A 23,170-nucleotide genomic window follows, 5' to 3' on the forward strand; every position below is an offset into this window, starting at 1 on the left:
GGGCGGCGACCCGAGGGTAGGCGGACGCTCCCTCCCCCCCCCCTCCCCCCCCCCCCCCCCCCCCCCCCCCCCCCCCCCCCCCCCCCCGCGGTGGTTCGGCTACGGGTGGGTGAGGCTGCCCATCAGCAGGTCCACGAAGTGGTCCATGTCGGCCAGCAGGCACGGCAGTTGGGCGTGCTTGCCCGTGCAGCCCTCCGCCCACCCGCTGCCGGCGCCGTAGTCGACGAACGTGTGCGGGATGCCGGCCGCGACGAGATGATCCCGGGTCACGATGTTGGTCGCCCAAGCCCGGTTCTCGATCACGGCTTGCACCGGGTTCACGGTGAGGTCCCCGCCGTTGCCCGTGTACATCGCGACGCCCATCCCCCGCAGCGAACCCACGTGCTGCGCCGGGCTCTCCCGGTTCCACCCGCCGTCCAGCGGCCAGATCGGCGGACCGAAGATGGACTCCACCGGAACGGTCGGTGTGCCGCTGCCCGGCAGTTGGGTGGACGCCAGGACGGCCGCGCGCTGCTCCTGGCTCAACAGGTCGAGCCCGCCGGAGAAGGAGCCGACGTAGCCGAACAGGTCCGGCCGGTGCTCGGCGTAGTGGAACGCGCCGAACCCGCCCATCGAGTGACCCGAGATCGCCCGCCCGTCACGACGCGCGATGGTCCGCAGGTTGGCGTCCACGAACGGGATCACCTGGTCGAGGTGGAAGGTTTCCCAGTTCTGCGGGCCGAGCGCGGCGGGCGGGTAGAGCCAGTTCGTGTACCAACCCCGCCCGGAACCGTTGGGCGCCACCGTGATCAGCGGGACGCCGACCGTGGTCTCCTCGAACATCCGCTGGTTCGCCACGGTGTTCGGGCGGTCCGGGTGGCCGTGCAGGTGGTACTGCACGGGGTAGCGGGTGGCGGCGGCCTGGTCGTAGCCCTCCGGCAGCGTCACCATGATCGCGTGCTCGCCGGAGACCTGCCCCTCCATCACCGAGTACGCCGGCACCTGGGCGGTGCGCACGGTGAACACGAACGTCCGCTCGTTGCCGTCCACCCACGCCGGCTGGCTCACCACGGTCAGCCCGTGCCCGTCGACGAACACCGGAGGCCCGCCCGCCGCCGACGCGGCGGCACTCGCGCCGGACAGGCCGAGCGCACCGGCCGCGGCGAGCGCGGTCAGTCGCCGGATCACGCCGCCCCCTCGCACAACGCCGAGTCCAGCACCTCGACCGAGACCGGCCGGGAGCTGACCACGTTCCCGTTGGTGACCAGCGACGCGAACCGGCCGTCGTCGGTGGTCAGGGTGATCGAGTAGTGGCCGTTGGACAGCGCGCCGTTGTGGCCCCACGCCTCGCCGCCGCACGTGAGGTCCACCTTGAGCAGCGCGAGCCCGTACGAGTGGTCGGGCGCGATGGTCCGGCGCATCTCGGCGAGCGATGCCGCCGAGACGACCTTCCCGTCGAGGAGCGCGCCGTAGAACTCGGCCAGGTCGTCCAACGTGGACGCCATCGCGCCGGCGGTGCTCCAGAGGGTCAGCTCGGTGTTCGTGGTGCCCTCGGCCCAGAAGAAGAACGGGCCGACCCGGCCGCCGACGTAGCCGGGCAGGTACGGGTCGGCCAGCGCCCGCGTCCCCGGCGCGGGGAACGACGTGCTCGTCAGCCCGAGCGGCGTGATGACCCGTTCGGTGATCGCGTCGCGGGCCGACCGGCCGGTGACGCGTTCGATCAGCAGGCCGAGCACGAGGAAGCCGACGTTGGAGTACCCGAAGCCGGCGCCGGGCGCGAACTGGGCGGGTTCGTCCATGGCGGACCGGACCAGTTCGGCCAGCGTGTAGCCGCCGTCCGGGTTGGCGGCGGCGTCGCGGACGTCCCGGACCATGCCGCTGGTGTGCTGCAGGAGCTGGCGGACCGTGATGACGTCGCCGTCGTAGTTCCCGGTGACCACGCCGGGCAGGTAGCGCCCGATCGGCGCGTCCAGCGCGACGCGGCCCTCCTCCACCAGCTGCAGCACCACCGCCGCCGTGAACGTCTTGGTCTGGCTGCCGATCCGGAAGTGCTCGGTGGACGTGATCGGGCGGTTCTGGCCGATCTTGGCGGTGCCGCTGCTCAACGTCCACGCCTGCGTGTCGTCACCGGCGTGAACGGCCACGCCGGGTCCGGCCTGCGCCTGGTAGCGGTCGAGCACGGCCTGGGTCGCGGCGTGGTCGTCCTGCGCGGCGACGGCGGTCGCGGGCGTGGTGATCGCGGCCGTGACGGCGAGGACGACACCGCCGGCGACGCCGGTGAGCAGGCGACGGGGCTTGCCGGTCATGCGAGCTCCTCCGTGGTCGACGTGGCCGACGTGGTCAGGGCGGGTTCCTCGTCGTCGGGCACGGCGGTCTTGTCCGACCCGCCGCTCGGCTTCGCGCCGGGAGACGCGCCCGCCTGGCTCTGCTCGCCGATGAACGACACGACCTCCTTCACGACCTTGAGCACCCCGAGCGCGCCCTCGACCAGCTTGATCAGGTTCTCGCCGCTGGCCAGCAGCTCGGCCAGCTTGCCCGCGATCTTCCCGCCGTACTCGACGGCGATCTGCACGCACTGCGGGATCGCCGCCGCGAGGCTGCCCCCGAACGTGGCCGGCGCCGCGGCGAGCGCCTGGGTGATGATCGGCGTGATCTTGGCGATCGCCTCGGTGATCAGCTGGGTCACGGCCGCGACGACCTTGGCCACCACCTCGCCGGCCGCGATCATCGCCTTGCCCGAGGTCAGCGCGGTCTCCCCGATCGAGAGGATGCCGTCGGCCAGCTCCGTGCCCGCCTTCAGGTAATCCGTCCCGGCCTGGCCGGACCACTCGCTGGTCTCCTGTCGCGCGGACGAGCGGTACTCCTCGGCCACGGACGTCGCGTCCTGGCCGGCCGAGCCGAACTCCCCCGCCCCGGCGGAGACGGCGTCCGGGTCGCCGCGCAGCTGGTCGAGCGGCTCCTCCAGGAACGAGATCATCGGGGTGAGGAACCCGACGCCCGCGCCGTCCAGGGCGGACAGCGGACGTTCGGTGGAGTTCATCGTGCCGATCGGCGCGTCCGGGTCGCCGGCGAGCCCGCCCGACACCCACTCCTTGCTGTCGACGGCGGCGCTGACGGACCGGAGCTCGGCCAGCAGCGCGGCGATCCGGCCGGTGTCCGGCGACGGCGCCTCGGCCTCGGTGCGGGGCAGTGCGGTCACCACTGGCCGACCTCCGTCCCGATGCCGGTCAGCACGGCGGAGCTGTCGTCGTCGGTGCGCTGGTAGCCGTCGGCCACCTGCCGCAGGCCGCCGCTGACCTGGTCCACGGCGGACGCGACGTGGCCGAACGCGTCCAGCGTGGTGGCCATCGCGCCGCCGAGCCCGGCGGTGAGGAACCCGGCGAACGAGCCGAGCGACTGCTCCCCCAGCGCGTCGGGCAACCGGGTGCCCGACGCGGCGAGCCGGTCGGCGTAGCCCGCGAGCCTGCCCGCGTGCCCGCGCAGCTGCTCGGGGTCGACGGTGAAGTCGCCCTGGCTCATCGCACGACCTCCGCGGGCAGGTGCTCGGTGATCCGCTCCAGCGCCTCGCCCTCGCCGAGGTAGCCGGACATCACCTCCGCCATCCGCGCGCCGGCCAGCCGCTGCGCCTCGCGCGCGGTGGCGACGATGAGCACGGACAGGGCGTCCGCCTCCAGCCTGCGTGCCGCGGGCGTCACCGTGACGTCGTCGAGCACCCCTCCGGCGTTCACGGTCACGCTGACCTCGCCCCGCGGCGAGGTCGCGGTCGCGCCCACCTCGCGCAGGCTCGCGCTCGCCGCGCGGGCGCCGTGCGCCGCGCGTTCGAGGCGCTCGCGGTAGTCCGCCAGCCACTGCGTCGGATCCATGGTCCTCCCCTTCCCTCGGTTACTGGTGGTCCTGCTGGTCGGCCCGGCCACTAGGCGCGGGCGACCGACGCGGTCTCGCCGAGCAGGCGGACGAGTTCGCCGTGCCGCAGCGGGTTGACGCTCACCCAGCCGGCGTCGCCGCGATCGACCCGCAGCCGACCGCGCACGCCGTCCAGCCACGACACCTCGTGCGGCCGGGTGACGGCGTCGCCGGTCCGGCGGACGACGCCGAGCTGTCCCCGGCCCGCCACCGCCGGGAACAGGGCGACCAGCCGGTCGACCACGGCCTCGTCGCCGCCGCGGGCGCGGACCAGCTCGCGCACGTGCCTCCGGGCGACCGGGTCGCCCTCGGGGTCGCCGAACATCCGCAACGCGTCCTCGACGACGCCCGGCGGCAACGTGATCGGCATGGTCGAGGCCGCCCGCACCTCGGGGATCAGCCCGGCGAGCTCGTCGGCCAGCCCGGTGGCGGGCACCGCCGTCACCCGGACCGCGCTCCCCCGCTCGTCGAGGGGCGTCTGGCGGCACACCACCGCCCGGTCCCGGTAGACCATGGCCACCGCGCCGGTGACCTCGTCCGTGCCGACGACCACCAGGTCGACCGCGCCCCGGTACTCCCGCAGCGCGGTGACCAGCTCCTCGGCGACGCCGACCGGTCCGGTCGCGGTGGCGAGGCCGCGGTCGCACAACGCGCGCCCGGCGGCGGCCAGCAGCTCGTCGCGCTCGTGGGCGAACCGGCCGACCGACGGCACCCGCAGCGGGAACGGGAAGGCGACGCCGGCGTGGGTGGCGAGGAGGTCCAGTTCGACGGGCTCGAAGACGGCGTCGTGCTCGATCGCGGCGGTCACCTCGCGGCCCCGTCCGACCGCTCGCCCGCCGCGCGCACGGCCGACCCGGCGTCGTCGTCCACCTCGGTGTAGGCGGCCTTCGCGTCGGCCAGCAGCTGCCGGAACGCCACCACCTCGCGCTGCGCCGCGCTCACCTCGCCGGCCAGCCCGGACTCCCCCGCCGCCGCGCGCAGCCGTGACGCCAGCTCCACCGCCGGCGGCGCGGTGCCGAGCATCGGCTGGCGTTCGGCGAGCCGGCTCACGGCCGTCACCAGGTCGCCGGTCAGGTCGCCCAACCTGGTCAGCGTGGCGATCCGGTCCTCGATGAGGTCGAGCTCGACGTGGTACCCCTGGCCCGCGTTCACGGCTGTGCTCCCGTCGTCTGGCCGATGACCGCCGGGCTCACCGGCGTGTCCACGGTGAACAGCCCGTGGTCGATGGTCGGCATCCGGTTCTCGTGCGGCTCGTCGTCGCCGCCGTTCGGGCGGCCACCGACCGGCGGCGCCATGGCGGCCTGCGTCGTGTTGCGGGCGGCGGTGTCGCCGGCGAGCGGTCCGACCGGCACGCCGAGCGCACCGGCCGCGCCGGGCAGCACACCGACCCGCGCACCGGGACCGAGCGGCACGCCGTGACCGGCGGACGGCGCGGAACCGAGGGCCGAACCCGTGCCCGCCCCGATCGCCACCCCCGAGCCGCCGCCTCCGAGGAGACGGGTCCACGGCACACCCGCGCCACGCGCGCCTGTCGTCGGGCCGGGCGGCACCCCACCGGCCGCCGGTCCGCTCGCGCTGGTCAGCTGGGAGGCGGGCGGGATCGCGCCCCGTGCCCCGTCGATCAGCTTGCTGCCGCCGACCAGGCTCGACTCGTAGGCCTGCATGGCGCGCACCGCGTCGGCCTTCTGCTGGTCCAGGGTGGACGCGCCGAAGTAGAAGCTGAACCCGGCCCCGCCCACCGCGCCGAACGCGGTGCCCGTGCTGGAGGCTGTGGTGGTCCCGGTCGGGGCGAACATCGTGGCGAAGTTCGGCACCGACGAGGTGAAGGTCGGTATCGACGAGGTGAAGGTCGGTATCGACGAGGTGAAGGTCGGTATCGACGAGGTGAAGGTCGGTATCGACGAGGTGAAGGTCGGTACGGGTGGCGGCGGCGGGAACGACATGGTCGGGAACGTCGACCCGGCGGGCCCGGTCGGGAACGTCAACGCGGCCGGCGCCGTCGGGAAGGCCGGCGGCGCCGATGCGGGCGGCAGCGGCGGCACGGCGGGCAGCGGCGGTGCGGTCGGCATCGTCGGCGGCGCGAAGCCCGGGAACGCCGTGGCGAACGCGGACCGCGTGGTGGTCCCCTGATCGGAGGCCGGCTGGTCACCGGCCGACGGGTCGGCGGGCGCGGCCGGTGGTGGCGGCATCATGGCCCTCGCCCTGGCCAGCGCGTCGGCGGCCTCCTGCGCCGCGCGCTGCCCCGCGTGCGCCAGCTCGCTGATCTTCTCCACCCGGGCGGCCAGCGCGGCCAGCCGGTCGGCCGCTTCCTCCGCCGCCGGGCCGTGCCAGCCGTCGAGCAGCGCGACCCGCTGCTCCCGCAACACCTGGGCGTGCGTGTCCAACGCGACGCGGTGCTGCGCCCACTCGGTGGCGACCACGCTGACGTCCCCGACGTCCGCGTCCTGCCACAGCATCCGGTACAGCTCCTCGTGGCTGTACGCCTCCCAGTTCACCGCGCCCGTCGTCGACGTCGGTTCCTCTTCGGACATCCGCTCGTCCCCCTCCCACAGTCGGTCCCGCCGACGACGCCCATGCTGGCGACACGGGGGCGGCCATCGACAGGCCGTGGAGCGGCCATCTATGGCCGGTACCTGTGAGCTGGGAAAACAGACCGTTCAAGGTCAAGAACGGTCGCTGTAGGCCTCGGCCAGGTGATCTTGGAGACGGGCGTGGCGGAACTGGTAGACCGCGCCCGCACGGCGCAGCACGCCCCGCCGATAGGCGTCGTCGAGGAACGCGCGCACGGCCCAGGGCACTCGACCGGTCAGCGGCAGCCAGATGCGGGCGAACACGACCCACTGGCCCCACGCCGTCATGCTGATCAAGTAGCCGAGCCCGCCACCGAACCCGCCGACGAGACCGAACAGGAGACCCGCCAAGCCGGGCCAGCTGATCACGATCCCGAACGGCCCGCCGCCCGGCAGCGACATCAACGCCGTCGCGATGAGCCAGCTCGTGGCCGAGAAGAACACCGCGAACAGGGGCCCGAACAGCGCGAGCTGCAGCAGCACGGTCCTGCGGTTGGCGTCGAGCAGGCCGGCCGGGCTCGCCGCGGCACGGATGTCCTGCGGCGACTCGCCCGCGGCGATCAGCCCGAAGGCGAGCGCCGCGCCGGACCCGAAGACCACGGTGAACACGCCGGCGTCGACGAGGACCATCGCCGGTGTCACCGGGTAGCCCCTGACCAGCCACTTCACCAGGATCATCACCGTGCCGTAGGAGCAGCCGACCAGCGCGCCGAACAGCAGGCCCATCCGGGCCCGGAGCCGCACCCGCGGCCACTTCACCCCCGCACCCGCCCGCAGCCGCAGTCGGAACCGGACCGGTTCGAGCGGCTGGACGCGCGCCAGGTGCCCGTGCACCAGCCCGAACGGCACACCGGCGAGCAGCGCGACCACCACGCCCAGGCCCAGCAGCTCGGCGGACACCGACCCGATCACCGCGCCTTCGACCACCACGTCGCCCAGCCAGACACCGGCGAACACGACGAGCGCGACCACCAGCGCCCTGGCGCGCCGGCTCATCGAGGTGCCGAGCTGCCACCAGGCCAGGTCGTGCGTGCCGAGCCGGGTCAGGTGGTCGGCGAGGTGGCCGAGCCAGTGCCGGACGTGCTCGACGTCGTAGGCCCGGACGCCGCGCCGTTCCTGGTACACGGCCGGCACGAAGCCGCCGAGCAGGTGCCGTTCGATCGCGTCACGGCCGCCGAACCGGTCCGCGTCGACCAGCTCCGCCGGGTCGTGGCCGGGTGTGTCGCTGTAGATCCGGCGGGCCAGCGCCACCATCAGCGGTGTGGTCAGCACGGCCGCGAGGGCTCCGTCGGGCTGGTCCCGCACGTGGTCCAGCACCGGCTGCCAGACGTTGCCGGCGTCACCGGCCTGCCCGGTGGTGCGCGGCAGGTAGTCGGCGACGTCGGCCAGGGCGAGGTCGACCAGCTCCACCGCGCCCGCCGCCCGGAGCACGCCGGTGGCCCGCACCGCCGCCCGGTACTCGTCGACCCGGCTGGTCAGCAGCAGCGGCAGGGTGGTGGCGTTCAACGCGGCCAGCGCCGCCCGGTGCAGGCCGCCCGCCACCTCGTCGAACCCGTCCAGCACGGGCAGCACGCGGTGGGCGTCGACCAGCGCGGCGGCCAGCGTGGACCCGCCCGGCCCCGGCGCGGCCAGGCCGGGGTGGTCGCGCACCAGCTGCTCGGCGAGCCAGTCCCGCAGCTCGGTGCGGACCGGGTTCCACGAGCCGAGGCCGAAGATCACCGGCACCGGGTCGGCCGGCGCGCGGACGGCCAGCAGGTCGAGCACGAACCGCGTGGTGAGGATCGTCTTGCCCGCGCCCGCCCGGCCGAGCACGATCAGCCGGGACGACGGTATCCGCCGGTAGACCTCCACCACCTGGTCGATCCGCCCGGAGAGGTCCAGGGGGCGCGCGGTCTGGCCCGGCTGCGCCAGCCGGATGTTCGCCCAGCTGTCCCGCAACGCGTCGGGCGCCGGTCGCCAGCGGACGGGCAGCGGCACGGGGTCGTGCACCTGCTGCTGCTCCTCTTCCCGTCGCCACCGGGCGTGCACGGCGTACGCGAGCGCGTCCGTCGCCTCGACCAGCGGATCGGCGCCGAGGGTCGGCGCGGGCGACCGGCGCGTGCCGCCGCCGTGCCCGACCCGCCCGGGCACGTCCTCGTCCGGGTCGGCGGGCTCGGCGTGGCCGGCGGCGGTGAACAGCTCGGCGCGCTCGGCGCCGTCCAGGCTCAACGCGTCGGCCAGCAACCGCACCGTGCGCACCTGGGGGTTGCCGCGCTGTCCGGTCTCCAGGCCGCGGACGGTGCGGACACCGAGCCCGGCGCGCTCGGCCAGGTCGTCCTGGCTCAACCCGGCCCGCTGCCGCCAGCGCCGCAGCAGAGCGCCGAACCGGCTCGTCACACCCAACCCCCACCGTCACGCACGCCGAACGCACGCCCGTCATCAACCGGACACCGTCGGTCCACGCCTCGGCGGACCGAATCCTAGACGCGGCCGCGTGCCGGGCGGGCACCGGATCGTCACTCCGCGCCACCTGATCGACACGACCGGCCCTTTAAGTTACCCGGTGGTACCGTCGCGCCGGGGGCTTGATCGTCCAAGCGCGGATCCGCTGTCGCCGCACGGTGTCCTGAGGTCCGGCAGAGGGTTCACGCGCCAGGTGCGACGGGGGTCGGGATGAAGGCGTTCCAAGCGGTGCTGGTGGTGCTCGGGCTGTTCGTCGCGGGCACCGGGTTGCTGGAGGTCGTGCTGGGTCCGACCGTGCTGCTGCCGGGCGGCCCGCGGCCGGAGCCGACGCTGGACAGCAACTACCGGTTCTTCGCCGCGATGTGGCTGGCGATCGGGGTGGCGCTGCTGTCCGTCGTGCCGCGCGTCCGGGAGGCCACGACGGTGCTGCGCTTCGTCAGCGCGGCCGTGTTCGTCGGCGGTCTGGCGCGGATCGCGTCGTGGCTGGCGGTCGGTCAGCCGCACGCGATGATGCTGGTCCTGCTGGCGATCGAGCTCATCGTGCCGCCGGTCCTGGTGCTGTGGCAGCGCCGTCTGACCGCTTGACCACCACGCCGGGTGCGACCTCCTGCTCGCAGCGGTCGCAGACCATCCGCGTGTGGACGACGCCGCCGCAGCCCGCGTGCTCGGTCACGGCGGGCGGTCCGTCCGCCTCGGGCATGTAGCGGTCGCCCCACTCCATGAGCGACAGGAGCACCGGCGTCAGCTCGCGTCCCTTGGCCGTGAGCCGGTACTCGTGGCGTGGCGGCCGGTCCTGGTAGAGCACGCGTTCCAGCACACCGTGCTCGACCAGGCCGGTGAGGCGGTCGCTGAGCACGTTGCGCGCGATCGGCATGCGCTGGAGGAACCCGTCGAAGCGGGTGACACCGGCCACCGCGTCCCGCACGATCAACAGCGTCCAGCGCTCGCCGACGACCTCGAGGGCGCGCGCGATGGAGCAGACCTGGTCGTCGTATGTGCGTCGGAGCATCCGCGCATGATAGCGACGGTGTTCGCCGCGGATACCGCTCGTCGGGGGGCCGACCGCGAGATCGCGAACGGCGACGCGTCCGACCCGGACCTCACCGCGGCGGAACACCACCCACTCGGCCGACGGAGGGAGGCTGGCCCGCTGCGGCGTGCCGCAGCGGGCCGTGCGTTCAGGATCGTGGCGGCTCCGCGTCCGGCACGCGGTCCTGTTCGCGGTCCTGTTCGTCCGGTCGGTCCGGGACGGCGGGCGGCGGCGCGGAACCCCGGTCGATGACCTCGCCCAGGTAGCGCAGCACGACCGCCACGGCTGCCACGACCGGCACAGCGAGGAACGCGCCCGCGATGCCGTAGAGGGTGCTGCCCGCCGTGACGGCCAGCAGCACGACGGCCGCGTGCAGCCGCAGGCTCCGCGACTGGAGCACCGGCTGGAGCACGTTGCCCTCCACCTGCTGCACCACCACCACGATGACCAGCATGATCAGCGCGGTCGTCGGGCCGTTGCTGACCAACGCGACCAGGACGGCCAGGGCGCCCGCGATGAACGCGCCGACGATCGGCACGAACCCGCCGAGGAACGTCAACGCCGCCAGCGGCACGGCCAGCGGCACGCCGAGCACCACGAGGCCGAGGCCGATCAGCACCGCGTCCACCAGGCTCACCACCGCCTGGGTGCGGATGAAGTCGCCCAACGTCGTCCAGACCCGCTCCAGCACGACGGTCACGTGCCCGCCGGCGCGCTCGCCGATCACGCCGCGCAGCCACGGCGTGAACCGCGGCCCGTCCTTGACGAACAGGAACGCCAGCAGCAGCGCGACGATGCCGGTGACCAGGCCGGAGGTCACCGTGCCGACCCCGGTGAGCAGGCTGTTCGCGATCGACCCGACGCTGGACCGCAACTGGTCGATGCCCTGTTGCAGCAACTGGTCGAGCTGGCCCTCGCCGATGTTGAGCGGCGGGCCGGCCGCCCAGTCGAGGGCCTGTTGCAGGGCGCGGGTCGCGCTGTCGGCGATCTCGGGCACGCCGGACGCGATCGACGTCGTGATCAGGGCCACCACGCCGCCGAGCACGATCAGCCCGGCGAGCAGCACGATCGTGGCGGCCAGCGCGGCGGGCACACCGCGCGAGCGCAGCCAGCGGGCGGGCGGCCACAGCACGGTGGTGATCAGCAGGCCGAGCAGGACCGGCATCACCACGACCCACAGCCTGCCGATCAGCGTCCACAGCAGCCAGAAGCCGATCGCGACCAGCGCCAGGCGGGCGCTCCACCGCGCCAGCCAGGTCACCCCGTGCCCGACGGCCTGACCGCGATCGGTCCAGCGGCGGTCTTCAGCGCTCACGTCTCCCCATCCCTCCACCGCGTCGCGCCCTGCGGCGCCTGTGCGGCAGCCTGCCAGAGCCGGCCGCCCGCAGCGTGCCGCCCCACCCCGTGTCAAGGCCCGCACCAGGACAAAACCTGTCCGGTCGATGACCTTGACCGCTCTCTCGTCGGGCACTGACGATGGCGGTCCCAGTCATCCGGCGCGACCAGCATTGGGAGTTGACAACGATGTCATCGCTTCGCCGCGTCATCACGGTGCGGCTCTTGGCCCTCTTCGCCGTCCTCGGTTCGGTCCTCGTGCCCGTCGCGCCCGCGTCGGCGGCGCCCGGCGAGTGGGTGATCACCGCGCCCGGCTCCGCCGCCGTGGCCGCGCACGTGACCCTCGACCCCGGCACCGGTGGGCTGGCGTTCGCCGTCTCCCGGCAGGGCCGCACGGTGCTGGCACCGTCACCGATCGGGCTGCGCACCAGCGAGGCCGACCTGACCAGGGACCTGCGGGCGGTCGGCCGCGCGGACCGGCTCGTGACCGAGCGGTACGCGATGACCACCGGCAAGCGGCTGCAGCGGCAGACCCGGATGACCGAGACCGTGCTGACTTTCGCGGGCGCCGGCGGGGCGCGGCTGGACCTGGTGGTGCGGGTCGCGGCGGACGGCGTGGCCTACCGGTACGTCGTGCCGGACACCGTCACGGTGACCGGCGAGGCGTCGTCGTTCCGGCTGCCGGCGGACGCCCCGGCCTGGCTGCTGCCCTACAACGCCTGGTACGAGGCCAACCGCGTGCGCACGACGGCCGCCGGCGCGGCGGAGGGCGAGTACGGCTACCCCTCGCTGTTCCGGGTGGGCGACGACTACGCGCTGCTCACCGAGTCCGATGTGGACGGCCGGTACCCGGGCAGCCGGTTGCGGCACGCCGCCGGGTCGCCCGACTACCGGGTCGTGCTCGCGGACGAGCAGGTCGCGGACGTCTCGCGCACGCCTTGGCGCACCGCGATCGTGGGCTCCCTCGCGACCGTCGGCGAGTCGACCCTGGTGGACGACCTCGCCTCGCCCGCCAGGTTCACCGACACGTCGTGGGTGCGGCCGGGCAAGGTCGCGTGGTCGTGGCTGAGCGAGCACGGAAGCCCCGGCGACTTCGAGCGGCAGAAGCGGTACGTGGACTTCGCCGCCCGCCACGGCTGGGAGTACGTGCTGGTGGACGAGGGGTGGCGCGACGCGTGGGTGCCGGAGCTGGTCCGGTACGCCCGCGCCAAGGGCGTCGAGGTGCTGCTGTGGTTCCACTGGACCGCGCTGGACACGGAGGCCGAGCGCGACACCGTGCTGCCCAGGGTGCGCCAGTGGGGTGTGCGCGGCGTGAAGCTCGACTTCATGGAGTCCGACTCCCGGGCCCGCTACCAGTGGTACGACGCGGTGCTGGCGAAGACCGCCGAGCTGCGCCTGATGGTGAACTTCCACGGCTCGACCATCCCGCACGGCCTGGCCCGGACGTGGCCGCACGTGATGACGATGGAGGCCGTGCGCGGCGCGGAGAACTTCCCGCCGGCGGCGAACAACCCGGTGCAGTTCTTCACCCGGAACGCGGTCGGGTCGATGGACTACACGCCGGTGTCGCTGGAGGTCGGCACGAAGGAGGCGTCGGTCGCCCACGAGGTCGCGCTGCCGGTGCTGTACGAGTCGGGGTGGACGCACTTCGCCGACAAGCCGGAGGCCTACGAGCGGTTCCCGGAGGCGTTGCGGTACCTGAGCCAGGTGCCGACGGTGTGGGACGAGACCCGCGTGCTGGGCGGCGACCCGTCCGATCACGCGGTGGTGGCGCGGCGGTCCGGCGACCGCTGGTTCGTCGGCGCGGTGGCGGCCGGTGACCCGCGCACGCTGCGGGCGTCACTGGGGTTCCTGGGCGGCGGGCAGTGGCTGGTCGAGGTGGTGCGGGACGGCGAGGGCCGCGGTGACGTGCGGCGGGACGCCCGGATCGCGCGGTCGTCCGCGGCGCTGGAGGTCGCGGTGCCGCGCAACGGCGGGTTCGCGGCGGTGATCTGCCCGTACCTGCCGGGGATGCTGACGTGCGACCGGCCGGTCGTGCCGGTGCCCGCCACCACGCTCGCGGTCACTCCTTCCGAGGTCGTGGACGCGGTGAAGGGGTCGACGTTCGAGGTCACGGGCACCTTCACGGCCGAGGCCGCGATCGAGGACGTCGTGCTGACGGCGGCGGCGCCCGAGGGTTGGACCGTGACCGGCGCGCCGGTCGAGCGACGCGCCCTGCGGCCGGGCGAGGCGCTGACCGGTCGGTGGACGGTGCGGGTGGGTGACGACAGCCCGGTGGGCGCGGTGGACGTGCCGGTGTTCGCGGAGTTCCGCGCGCCGGGGCACGCCCGGGTGCACGTGGAGCGGGCGGTGCGCGCGTTCGTGCCGCCGCCCGTGCCGACCGGCGAGCCGTACGTGAGCGACCTGCCGTTCATGAGCGAGGGCAACGGCTGGGGCCCGGTCGAGCGGGACCGGTCCAACGGCGAGAACGCCGGTGGTGACGGCAACCCGTTGACCATCGGCGGCGTCGTGTACGGCAAGGGCGTCGGCGTGCACGCGCCGTCCGCGCTGTCGGTCTACCTGGGCGGCGGGTGCCGGACGCTGACCGCCGTGATCGGCCTGGACGACGAGACCACGTCGCCGGGCTCGGTGGTGTTCCAGGTCTTCGGCGACGACCGGCTGCTGCACGACAGCGGCGTGCTGCGCGGCGGGGACCCGGGCCGGCCGATCACGGTGGACACCGCCGGTGTCCGGATGCTCGAACTCCGCGTGACCGACGGCGGCGACGGCCGCAACTTCGACCACGCCGACTGGGCCGACGCCCGGTTGGCCTGCGCGTGAGAGGGATTGCGGGCATGAGGATCAACCGTCGCCAGTTGCTGCGGGCGGTGGGTGTCGGCGGCGCGTTGACGCTGGCGCCCCGGCTCGCGTTCGCCGAGTCCCCGGTCGAGGTCGATTCGGTGGCGCGGGTGTACTACGAGGTGTTGTCGCGCCACACGAGGTGGGCCGAGCAGCAGTACGACCCGGTGGCGGGCCGGTACCGGCGGACGGACTTCGGGTTCGCCGTCGTGCTGGGCAACGCGGTCCTGCTGACCAGGGGCGACTACGACGCCGAGCTCACCGGCGTGGCGAAGTCGGTGCTGCACGCGCACACCGTGGACACGATCCGGCACTTCGCTGCGAGCAACGTGCTGGCGGGCGGCGCGGAGTGGGGCAAGACGTTGTTCTGGGACACCACGTTCCAGTCCTACTTCGTGCTCGCCGCACGCCTGCTGTGGGCCGACCTCGACCCGGCGACGCGTGCCGCCGTCGACGTGATCGCGCGTGGTCAGGCGGCGTACACGGCCGCGCTCGGCACGGGGAACGACCCGCGTTCGGGCGGGTGGACGCCCAACGGGCTCACCGGCGGGTACCGGGGTGACACGAAGCTCGAGGAGATGGGCGTCTACACGCAGGCCCTCGCACCGGGGCTCGCGTGGGCGGCCGACGACCCGGGCGCCGGCGCGTGGCGTGAGGCGTTCGGCCGGTGGAGCCGCAACGAGGCCGGGTTGCCGGCCGCCGACCTGGCCAACCCGTCGGTGGTGGACGGCGTGCCGGTCTCGGCGAACACCGCCGCGAACGCGCACGACACGTTCATCGTGGAGAACCACGGCTCGTACGGGCCGCACTACCAGGAAGAGCTGTGGCGCACGGCCGGCCGCAACGCGGTGCACTTCCTGCTGGCCGGCACGCCGCTGCCGGAGGTGCTGACCGCGCAGCCCAACGGCGAGCGGCTGTGGCGCACGATCCTGGCCACGATGAGCGACGCGGGCGAGCCGCTGATGCCGATGGTCGACGACCGGGAACACCTCTACGGCCGTGACGTGATCCCACTGGCGTTCCGCTCGCAGGTGCTGGGCGACCGGCTGGCGGCCCGCGCGGAGGCGGCGCTGGCGTCACGGCTGGTCGCGTACCAGGCCTACCCGCCGGTGCACCGGCTGGCGAAGTTCTCCGGTGAGGCGAAGTACGAGCCGGAGGCGCGGGCGGAGCTGGCGATCAGCTACCTGCTGCACGAGTGGCGCGGTCGCACCGGGCCGGTGGTGGAGCCGGTGTCGGAGGAGGAGTTCTTCGCCGCGGCGGCCGGCGTCGCGGACTACGGCGTCGGGCCCGGTCTGGTGGCGCACCAGGCGGCCCGCGCGTGGACTGGGACGGTCACCAAGGCCGGGTACGTCAAGGTCGCCTGGCAGCCGGGGCACGACGACTGGCTGTTCGTGGTCAGCGGCGACACGCCCATGCTCGTGCCGTCGACGTCGTCGGCCGTCCGCGGGCGTTCGGTCGTGGTGTACCAACGGGTTCGCGACGGGTTCGACGGCACGGCGAGCCTGCTGGCGTTCGCCGGTGGTCACGTCGGCGCCGCGACCCTGCCCACCGGCACGGTCGTCTACGCGACGTCGGGCCTGGCGGCCGGCGAGGGTCGGGTGGACGTGCACAACCTGACCATGCCGGGCGTGCCGGGGCTCGACGGTTCGCGCACGTACCGGGCGGCCGAGGGTGTCGTCACCGTGGCGTCCGCGGACTCCCGCGTCGCCGGTGTCGCGCGGGTGGACGACCTGGTGTTCGGCCCGGTGACCGCGCGGCACGTGCGCGTGGTCGGCGTCTCGCCCCATCCGACCTACGGGTACTCGCTGTTCACGCTGGAGGTGCGGGCCGGGGAGGGGCCGGACCTGGCGCGCGGCCGGGCCACGACGGCATCGTCCTGGGACACCGGCCGTGAGCCCGGGTCGGCCACGGACGGCAGCCACACCACGCGGTGGGCGGTGTCGCGGGCGGAGCGGGGTCGGGCCGACAGCCGGCTCGCGGTGGACCTCGGCGGCCAGGTGGCGGTGGACCGGGTGCGGCTGTACTGGGAGGCGGCGGCCGGGCGGGCGTACCGGGTGGAGGCGTCAGCGGACGGCGTGACGTGGTCGACGGTGGCGGAGTACCCGAGGCCGGACCTGCGCAGCACGGGCGGCTGGCTGGACGTGGACGGGCGCGCGGGTTTCGTCGTGCACGGGTCGCCGAACCCGATCACGGTCACCGGTGACACCGTGGTGCTGTCCGACGGGCCGGCCGCCGGCATGGTGGTCGAGGGCTACGTCCGACCGCCCGACCTGCCCGCGGCGGCCGCGGCGGGTGCACCGGTCTGCTCCCCCGCCACCGTCCGCGCCAGTGCGGCCGACGGCTACCTGAGCCTGTTCAACCTCTCCGACGCGCCGGCCGCCGGCAAGGTGTCCCTCCGCCAAGACCTCGGCGCGCTGCGCCTCTACGTCGGCCACCAGGTCGTGACCGCGACGGGCACCGACTACGACCTGCACCTGGCCCCCGCGACCGCCCGCGTCGAACCGCCCCGGTTCACCCTGGAAGGCGACGTGCCGATCGGCGTGACTGCGGTCGTGCACAACGGCGCCCAGCTCACCCTGACCGGCTCCGGCCGGGTCGCCCGGCTGACCCTGGTGTCCGCCGAGGGCCACCGCGTCCCGATCACCCTGCCCCCACGCGTGCGGCGTGACGTGACCATCCCGCACGCCCGCCCTTACCCCCTCACCGACCTCGCGCTGGGCCGGACCACCTACCCCACCTCTCCCCTGCCACCGGGCATGTCGGACCCGTCCGCCGCCGTGGACGACGACCCGGACACGGCCTGGACACCGGGACCGGCGGGCCGGATGGTGGTCGACCTCGGAGCGCTCCACCCGATCACCGGCGTCGACCTGACCTGGACCGCCGGCCAAGTCCCCGCCTGCACCATCTCCACGAGCACCGACGGCCGTACGTACGGCGAACCGACCCCGATCCCCCGCCACCACCGCGCCCACCTGACGTTCGACACCACGGCCAGGTACGTCGCCGTGGCGACCGCCGACCGGCATCCGGGCCAAGCCGCCCTGACCAGCCTCACGGTCCACCCCGCGTGAGAGCGCCTAGCTCAGGTCGTCGTTCCAGATCGGCCGCATGTGCGCCCGGCGGGCGGCGGGCGCCTCCAGGCGCTCGAACGTAACGGGATCACGGCGGTATACGCAGTCGATGCCCACGCTGTGCAGGAACGCGATGTCGTCGGAGGCAGGTCGGACCGGGAACAGCGCGGTGAGGCGGGTCACCGGAGGGTCTGGGCACCTCTGCGCGTAGTGGAGGAGCTGCGCGACGGCTTGGCGCACCCGTTCGCGGCTCGCCCCGCCCTTGGCCTCGATCACCTCCGCTCCGTCCGGACCCAGCACGTACAGGTCCGACAGGCCCGCGGCCGACCTGATCCGGCGGAAGCTCACGTCCACACCGGCCGCCGTGAACTCCTGCACCAGCTTCGACTCGCCCCGGTGGACCGTGATCGACTTCGTCGGGCGTTCGTAGGTCGCGCTGGTCGTGTGGAACCTCTCCAGCTCCACCGCCACGCCCCGCTCCAGCTTGGACCGGATGTACTCCTCCCGCGCGTGCTCGACCGCCGCGGCGCTGGAGGTCTCGACCCCGAGGCCGGTGAGCACCTTGTCGACCAGTGCGGGGTCGTCGACGACGCGCCCCGGCCTGAACGGCCCGACGAGAGCCTTCTCGGACACGTCGGCCAGGACCTCGTACGGGATCTCCAGCCCGTCGACGAGGCCGCGCAGGCTGTAGACGTTGACGAAGCTGTCCTCGGACACCGACTCCTTCCACAGCTCGTCGGCGAACGCCTTGTTCCGAAAGCTCGCGCCGACCTCACCGATCGCGCGGATGTGCTTGCCCCACACGAACAACGCCACGTCGCCGACCGCGACGTCGTCCATCTTCTGGTTGAGGAATGCTCGTGTTCCCCAGAACCGGGCCGATCCCGTCGGGTGGAGCCGGAGCAGCAGGTCGCGCTCCCCGGGGGTCAACTGCCGCCAGTACTTGGCCTCGCGGAAAGGGACCTCGCTGTGCAGCGTCTTCTCGCGGTTGCGCCTGGCCTCGTTGTTGGCGGCGGGCTGGATCAGCAAGCGGGTCACATCGGCCCTTCCACGGTCGGCCCCGGACGCGCCGGAAGTCCTCGGTGCCCGGCCGGGACCACCGGTCCCGATCCGGCTAACCTCGTGATCACAACACACCACGATCACCCACCGCAGCGAGGGATGGCGGATGCGTTCGCGTGACTCGTCGCCCAGGAACACCGGTGCCACGACCAACGAGGTCGGCGGCGCCGTGCTCGGCACGGCCGTGCAGGCGAACACCATCCTGGGCGGTGTCCACCTGCACGCCGTCGAGGCGCACGAGCACGTCGTCCCCCGGCAACTGCCCGCGCCACCGCGCTCCTTCACCGGCCGCGAAGCCGAGTTGGCGGCTCTCGACGCGGCGGTGGCGGCGGAATCGAGGACGGTGGCCATCTCCGCGATCGGCGGCATGGGAGGGATCGGCAAGACCTCACTGGCGCTGCACTGGTCGCACGACCACCGCGAGCTCTTCCCCGACGGTCAGCTGTACGTCAACCTCAAGGGCTTCGACCCCGCGGCACGGGTGCTGCCGCCCGCCGTCGCCATCCGCGGGTTCCTGGACGCGCTCGGCGTCGAGCCTTCGGCCATCCCCGTCGACCTGGACGCCCAGACCGCCCTCTACCGCTCGCTGCTCGCCGACCGGAGGATGCTGGTGGTGCTGGACAACGCACGCGACGTGGAGCAGGTGCTGCCGCTCCTGCCCGGCGGCGGAGCCTGCTCGGTGATCGTGACGAGCAGGCGGAGGCTGACCGGGCTGGCGACCGCTCACGGCGCCCGCCTGCTCGCGTTGGACGTCCTCGACACCGACGCCGCCGTGCAGTTGCTCGTCGACTACGTCGGTCACGACCGCGTCGCGGCGGAACCGGCAGCCGTCCGGCGCCTGGTGGAGTGGAGCGGACGCCTGCCCCTCGCGCTCAGCATCGTGGCCGCGCGGGCGGCGCTGTACTCGGACTTCCCGCTGGAGGAGTTCGAGGCCGAGTTGCGCGACGCCCGGCAACGGCTGAACGCGCTGGGCAGCGACGACCCGCAGACCGATCTGCGCGCCGTCTTCGACTGGTCGTACCAGGCCCTCACCGAACCCCAGGCCAGGCTGTTCCGCCTGCTCGGCACCATCAACTCGCCGGACACCACCACTTACGCCGTCGCGAGCCTCATCCGGGCTTCCGAGGTCGAGGCCAGGCGACTGCTGCGCAACCTGGTCGACGTGCACCTGGTCGAGAACCACCGGCCGGGTCGGTTCCGCATGCACGACCTGGTCCGATTATTCGCGGCCGAGCAGGCCCAGTCGGTGGACGGCGAAGTCGACCGCGCCGAGGCCGGGCAGCGGTGGGTGGACTACCACGTGCACAGCGCGGTCGCCGCGTCCAAGCTGGTGGACGGGCGCCGCACCCAGGCCGAGGTCGCCGTCCCGGCCGCCGGCACCCGCCCGTTGGACTTCACCGACCGGGCCGACGCCATGAAGTGGCTGGACGGCGAGCACGCCTGCCTGTTGGCCGCCGGGAAGCTGGCGGTCGCCAACGGCTGGCACACCAGGGTCTGGCAGCTGGCCCACGCCCTGGACACCTTCCACTGGCGGCGCGGCCACATCCAGGACCACTTCGCCCTGTGGCAGGACGCCCTCGACGCGGCCCGGCAGTTGGGCGACGAGATCCTCGAAGCGCGGGCGTGCCGCTACCTCGGCTTCGCCGCTTCCCGGGCCGACCGCCACGACGAAGCCGTCGCCCACCTGCACCGGGCCCTCGCCCTCAACGAAACCACGGCCGACCTGCGTGAGCAGGCACGCGCGCATCAAGACCTCGCGCACGCGTGGGAGCGCCAAGGCGACGACCGGCAGGCCCTCCACCACGCACTGGTGGCATCCCCCCTGTTCAGGGCCGCCGACGAGCCGGTGTGGGAAGCCAGGGCGTTGAACCTCGCGGGCCGCTACCTCGTCCGGCTCGGCGAGCCGGACGACGCCCTGGAGAACTGCGAGCGGTCCCTCGAGCTGTCGAGGCGGTTCGGCGACCACGACGGCGAAGCCGCATCGCTGGACTGCCTGGCCTACGTGCACTTCCGCAGCGACCGGCACCACGAGGCGGTCACGCTGTACGAACAGGCGTTGCGGCTCCGGCAGGGCCTCGGGAACACCTACGGCGAGGCGGAGAGCATCGACGGCCTCGGTCGGGCGCTGGCCGCGCTCGGCAGGCGCGGTGAAGCGCTCGACGCGTTGAAGCGGGCGAGAGACCTGTACCGCTCCCAGAACCGCCTGTCCGAGGCTGCCTCGGTCGACGAGCTCATCGTCACCTTGTCACCGTGACCCCGCAAGTCCCCGTCCGGTAGCGCGTGACAAGACGGGGGCGCGGTGGGGACGTAGGCTCGGGAAGGTGAGCGATACTTCGACGACCGGCGGGAATCCCGAGCACCGGCGAGGTGGGACGTACTCCGTCAAGGGAAAGGAGTACACCCGCGACACGCGGTACATCACGACCCGGATCACGGCGGACGGGCGGGACGGGTTTCCGGTCGCCGGTGGGCGCTACCGGTTGGTGGCGGCTCGGGCTTGTCCCTGGGCGAACCGGTCGATCATCGTGCGGCGGTTGTTGGGGTTGGAGGACGCGCTCTCACTGGGGACGCCCGGGCCCACGCACGACGAGCGGTCGTGGACGTTCGACCTCGATCCCGGTGGGCGGGATCCCGTGCTGGGGATCGAGCGGTTGCAGGAGGCGTACTTCAAGCGGGACCCCGAATACCCGCGCGGGATCACGGTGCCGGCCATCGTCGACACGACGACCGGCGCGGTGGTGACCAACGACTTCCCGCAGATCACGCTCGACCTGTCCACCGAGTGGCGCGAGCACCACCGCGCCGGCGCGCCGGACCTGCTGCCCCAGCGCCACCGCGACGAGATCGAAGCGGTCAACGAGCGCGTCTTCACCGAGGTCAACAACGGCGTCTACCGGTGCGGGTTCGCGGGCACGCAGGAGGCCTACGACGAGGCCTACACCCGCCTGTGGAACGCCCTGGACTGGCTGGAGGACCGGCTGCGCGACCGGCGCTACCTCGTCGGCGACACGATCACCGAGGCCGACGTCCGCCTGTTCACCACGCTGGCGCGCTTCGACCCCGTCTACCACGGCCACTTCAAGTGCAACCGGAACAAGCTGGCCGAGATGCCGGTGCTGTGGGCCTACGCCCGCGACCTGTTCCAGACGCCCGGCTTCGGCGACACGATCGACTTCGCCCAGATCAAGCAGCACTACTACGTCGTGCACAAGGACGTCAACCCGAGCGGGATCGTGCCCGCCGGGCCGGACCTGTCCGGCTGGGTCACGCCGCACGGCCGCGAAGCGCTCGGCGGGCGGCCCTTCGGCGACGGCACGCCGCCGGGACCCGTCCGCGACGGCGAACGGGTCGACCCGGCGCACACGCCACTGCGCTGACCGCTCCGAGCACGGATGTCGCCTCGATCCGGGATAACGTCCGTGCGGTGACGGAGGACGAGTTCACGATCAGGCTGAGCCGTGACGAGGCGCTGGTCTTGTCGGACTGGCTGGACACGATGATGGGCACGGCGGCGTTCGACGGGTTGGTGAACCAGGACCGCGCGGTCTGGTCGCCGCTGCACCGGATCGCCGGGACGTTGGAGACCTCGCTGGTCGAGGTCTTCGCACCGGACTACGCCGCCCGGCTGGAGGCGGCCCGGGCGCGGCTGCTGGAGACCCTCGGCCAAGCGGACGGGCAGGCCGAGGCGCCGGACGGCGCGGGCCGGTCCGGCACCGGGTGACGGCGGACGCGGTCCACGCGCCTTCACGGCCGGCCGCGAACCTCGGCCGGCCGACGTCGGTGGTCAGCGGGCCCGCGGCGGGCAGGTGCTCTCCCGCACCACGAGTTCCGTGGCGAGGTCTATGCGCTCGTTCGGCGGGCGCTCGCCGCGCGCCAGGCTGAACACCATGTGCGCGGCCGTGGTCGCCATCTCGCGCAACGGCTGCCGCACGGTGGTCAGCGGAGGCCCTATCCACTCGGTCACCGAGAGGTCGTCGTAGCCGACGATCGACAGGTCGTCCGGCACCGACAGCCCGAGCTCCCGCGCCGCCCGCATCACGCCCAGCGCCTGGAAGTCGGAGCCCGCGAAGATCGCGGTCGGCGGGTCGGGCCTGCTCAGCAGCTCCATGCCGTGCCCGTACCCGCCCTGGACGTAGAAGTCGCCGTACCGCACGAAATCCGGGTCCACGACGACGTCCGCGTCCTCCAGCGCGCTGCGGTACCCGTCGACCCGGGCCCGGCTGCACAGCATGGTCGTCGGCCCCGAGATGACCGCGATCCGGCGGTGGCCGAGCCCGAGCAGGTGCCGGGTCGCGGCCAGGCCGCCCGCCCAGTTCGCCGAACCCACCGTCGGCACACCGGGCGGCGGCTCGCCCGCGGTGTCCACGAACACGAACGGGATGTTGCGCGTGGCGAGCTGGCGGCGCTGCTCGTCATCCAGCCCCGCCAGCACCAGGATCACGCCGAGCGGACGGCGGGCCAGCAGGTCGTCGAACCACTCGCGGCGCGGCCGGTGCTCGCCGCCGAGCTCGGACAGCACCACGGCGGCGCGCTCGTTCGCCGCGGCCAGCTCCACGCCGCGGATGATCTCGGTCGACCACGCCGAGTGCATCTCGTGGAACACCAGGTCGATGAGCGCGGGCCGGGACGACTGGCGCGCTCGTCGTCGTCGGTACCGGTGCTGTTCGATGATGCTCTCCACGCGGGCACGCGTGTCCGGCGCGACGTCGGGCCGTCCGTTGAGGACCTTCGAGACGGTCGGGATGGACACCCCCGCCTCGGCCGCGATGGACGAGATCGACGCCGCGCCCTTCACCGTCTTCTCCGGCACGGCGCCGGCGGCCTCCCGCTCGGTCGACGAACTCATGCTGCCCCCTGTCCGCGTCGCGGTCCGCGCACCGCACCGGATCTAAAGTTTCGACGGCCGAGCGTAAAGGTTCGACCTTCCGATCACCAGC

General features: G+C 73.5%; 19 protein-coding genes. 6 read left to right on the plus strand and 13 right to left on the minus strand.

Going from position 1 to position 23,170, the window contains the following annotated elements; all coding sequences use genetic code 11:
• Positions 1 to 99: 99 nt before the first annotated feature.
• The 9 genes from ACZ7GX_RS25715 to ACZ7GX_RS25755 all read right to left on the minus strand — a co-directional run bounded on the left by ACZ7GX_RS25715 (position 100) and on the right by ACZ7GX_RS25755 (position 8,828).
• Positions 100 to 1,167 carry an alpha/beta hydrolase gene (locus tag ACZ7GX_RS25715; RefSeq protein WP_498780193.1) on the minus strand — a complete coding sequence of 356 codons (1,068 nt, stop codon included), beginning with the start codon at positions 1,165 to 1,167 and terminating at the stop codon, positions 100 to 102.
• The gene (locus ACZ7GX_RS25720) at positions 1,164 to 2,285 is read right to left on the minus strand and encodes a serine hydrolase domain-containing protein (RefSeq protein WP_498780195.1); all 1,122 of its coding nucleotides are present in this window, start codon (positions 2,283 to 2,285) and stop codon (positions 1,164 to 1,166) included. Before ACZ7GX_RS25720 ends, ACZ7GX_RS25715 begins: the two co-directional genes overlap by 4 nt.
• Complete coding sequence (locus ACZ7GX_RS25725) at positions 2,282 to 3,178, minus strand: WXG100 family type VII secretion target (RefSeq protein ID WP_498780197.1); 897 nt, start codon at positions 3,176 to 3,178, stop codon at positions 2,282 to 2,284. The genes ACZ7GX_RS25720 and ACZ7GX_RS25725 overlap by 4 nt, the downstream gene beginning before the upstream one ends.
• Positions 3,175 to 3,498 carry a WXG100 family type VII secretion target gene (locus ACZ7GX_RS25730; RefSeq protein WP_498780199.1) on the minus strand — a complete coding sequence of 108 codons (324 nt, stop codon included), beginning with the start codon at positions 3,496 to 3,498 and terminating at the stop codon, positions 3,175 to 3,177. The genes ACZ7GX_RS25725 and ACZ7GX_RS25730 overlap by 4 nt, the downstream gene beginning before the upstream one ends.
• Complete coding sequence (locus ACZ7GX_RS25735) at positions 3,495 to 3,842, minus strand: YbaB/EbfC family nucleoid-associated protein (RefSeq protein WP_498780200.1); 348 nt, start codon at positions 3,840 to 3,842, stop codon at positions 3,495 to 3,497. Before ACZ7GX_RS25735 ends, ACZ7GX_RS25730 begins: the two co-directional genes overlap by 4 nt.
• Positions 3,843 to 3,892: 50 nt before the next feature.
• Positions 3,893 to 4,690: an ESX secretion-associated protein EspG gene (locus ACZ7GX_RS25740; RefSeq protein WP_498780201.1), complete on the minus strand. Its 798-nt coding sequence runs from the start codon at positions 4,688 to 4,690 to the stop codon at positions 3,893 to 3,895.
• The gene (locus ACZ7GX_RS25745) at positions 4,687 to 5,034 is read right to left on the minus strand and encodes a hypothetical protein (RefSeq protein WP_498780203.1); all 348 of its coding nucleotides are present in this window, start codon (positions 5,032 to 5,034) and stop codon (positions 4,687 to 4,689) included. Before ACZ7GX_RS25745 ends, ACZ7GX_RS25740 begins: the two co-directional genes overlap by 4 nt.
• Positions 5,031 to 6,413 carry a hypothetical protein gene (locus tag ACZ7GX_RS25750; protein WP_498780204.1) on the minus strand — a complete coding sequence of 461 codons (1,383 nt, stop codon included), beginning with the start codon at positions 6,411 to 6,413 and terminating at the stop codon, positions 5,031 to 5,033. Before ACZ7GX_RS25750 ends, ACZ7GX_RS25745 begins: the two co-directional genes overlap by 4 nt.
• Positions 6,414 to 6,545: 132 nt before the next feature.
• Positions 6,546 to 8,828 (minus strand): helix-turn-helix domain-containing protein, encoded by a 2,283-nt coding sequence (locus ACZ7GX_RS25755; protein WP_498780206.1) that lies wholly within the window; start codon positions 8,826 to 8,828, stop codon positions 6,546 to 6,548.
• A gap of 276 nt (positions 8,829 to 9,104) precedes the next feature.
• Between ACZ7GX_RS25755 and ACZ7GX_RS25760 the strand changes: the two genes are divergently transcribed.
• On the plus strand, positions 9,105 to 9,479 hold the full coding sequence (locus tag ACZ7GX_RS25760) for a DUF4345 domain-containing protein (RefSeq protein ID WP_498780208.1): 375 nt from the start codon (positions 9,105 to 9,107) through the stop codon (positions 9,477 to 9,479).
• On the opposite strand, the gene ACZ7GX_RS25765 is transcribed toward ACZ7GX_RS25760, so the two are convergent.
• Both ACZ7GX_RS25765 and ACZ7GX_RS25770 read right to left on the minus strand, forming a co-directional pair.
• Positions 9,430 to 9,903: a winged helix-turn-helix transcriptional regulator gene (locus ACZ7GX_RS25765; RefSeq protein WP_498780209.1), complete on the minus strand. Its 474-nt coding sequence runs from the start codon at positions 9,901 to 9,903 to the stop codon at positions 9,430 to 9,432. The genes ACZ7GX_RS25760 and ACZ7GX_RS25765 overlap by 50 nt on opposite strands.
• 169 nt (positions 9,904 to 10,072) lie before the next feature.
• A complete protein-coding gene (locus ACZ7GX_RS25770) occupies positions 10,073 to 11,239 on the minus strand; it encodes an AI-2E family transporter (RefSeq protein ID WP_498780211.1) in 1,167 nt (388 codons plus the stop codon).
• 209 nt (positions 11,240 to 11,448) lie between these two features.
• Between ACZ7GX_RS25770 and ACZ7GX_RS25775 the strand changes: the two genes are divergently transcribed.
• Positions 11,449 to 14,079, plus strand: a complete 2,631-nt coding sequence (locus ACZ7GX_RS25775; protein ID WP_498780213.1) for an NPCBM/NEW2 domain-containing protein — start codon at positions 11,449 to 11,451, stop codon at positions 14,077 to 14,079.
• A 14-nt stretch (positions 14,080 to 14,093) separates the two neighbouring features.
• On the plus strand, positions 14,094 to 17,171 hold the full coding sequence (locus tag ACZ7GX_RS25780; RefSeq protein WP_498780214.1) for a discoidin domain-containing protein: 3,078 nt from the start codon (positions 14,094 to 14,096) through the stop codon (positions 17,169 to 17,171).
• Positions 17,172 to 17,177: 6 nt separating this feature from the next.
• Here the strand turns inward: ACZ7GX_RS25780 and ACZ7GX_RS25785 are convergent, their stop codons facing one another.
• Entirely contained in the window at positions 17,178 to 18,209 is a 1,032-nt protein-coding gene (locus ACZ7GX_RS25785; RefSeq protein ID WP_498780215.1) for a hypothetical protein, read from the minus strand.
• Between the two features lie 130 nt (positions 18,210 to 18,339).
• Between ACZ7GX_RS25785 and ACZ7GX_RS25790 the strand changes: the two genes are divergently transcribed.
• From ACZ7GX_RS25790 to ACZ7GX_RS25800, 3 genes are all read left to right on the plus strand, one after another.
• Positions 18,340 to 20,487 (plus strand): ATP-binding protein, encoded by a 2,148-nt coding sequence (locus ACZ7GX_RS25790; protein ID WP_498780216.1) that lies wholly within the window; start codon positions 18,340 to 18,342, stop codon positions 20,485 to 20,487.
• A gap of 163 nt (positions 20,488 to 20,650) precedes the next feature.
• Positions 20,651 to 21,610, plus strand: coding sequence for a glutathione S-transferase family protein (locus ACZ7GX_RS25795; protein WP_498780269.1), 960 nt, complete (start codon positions 20,651 to 20,653; stop codon positions 21,608 to 21,610).
• Positions 21,611 to 21,657: 47 nt separating this feature from the next.
• Positions 21,658 to 21,954 carry a hypothetical protein gene (locus tag ACZ7GX_RS25800; protein WP_498780217.1) on the plus strand — a complete coding sequence of 99 codons (297 nt, stop codon included), beginning with the start codon at positions 21,658 to 21,660 and terminating at the stop codon, positions 21,952 to 21,954.
• A 63-nt stretch (positions 21,955 to 22,017) separates the two neighbouring features.
• On the opposite strand, the gene ACZ7GX_RS25805 is transcribed toward ACZ7GX_RS25800, so the two are convergent.
• Complete coding sequence (locus ACZ7GX_RS25805; RefSeq protein WP_498780219.1) at positions 22,018 to 23,079, minus strand: LacI family DNA-binding transcriptional regulator; 1,062 nt, start codon at positions 23,077 to 23,079, stop codon at positions 22,018 to 22,020.
• Positions 23,080 to 23,170: the final 91 nt, after the last annotated feature.

The sequence above is a fragment of the Actinosynnema sp. NPDC037264 genome, from assembly GCF_055603705.1.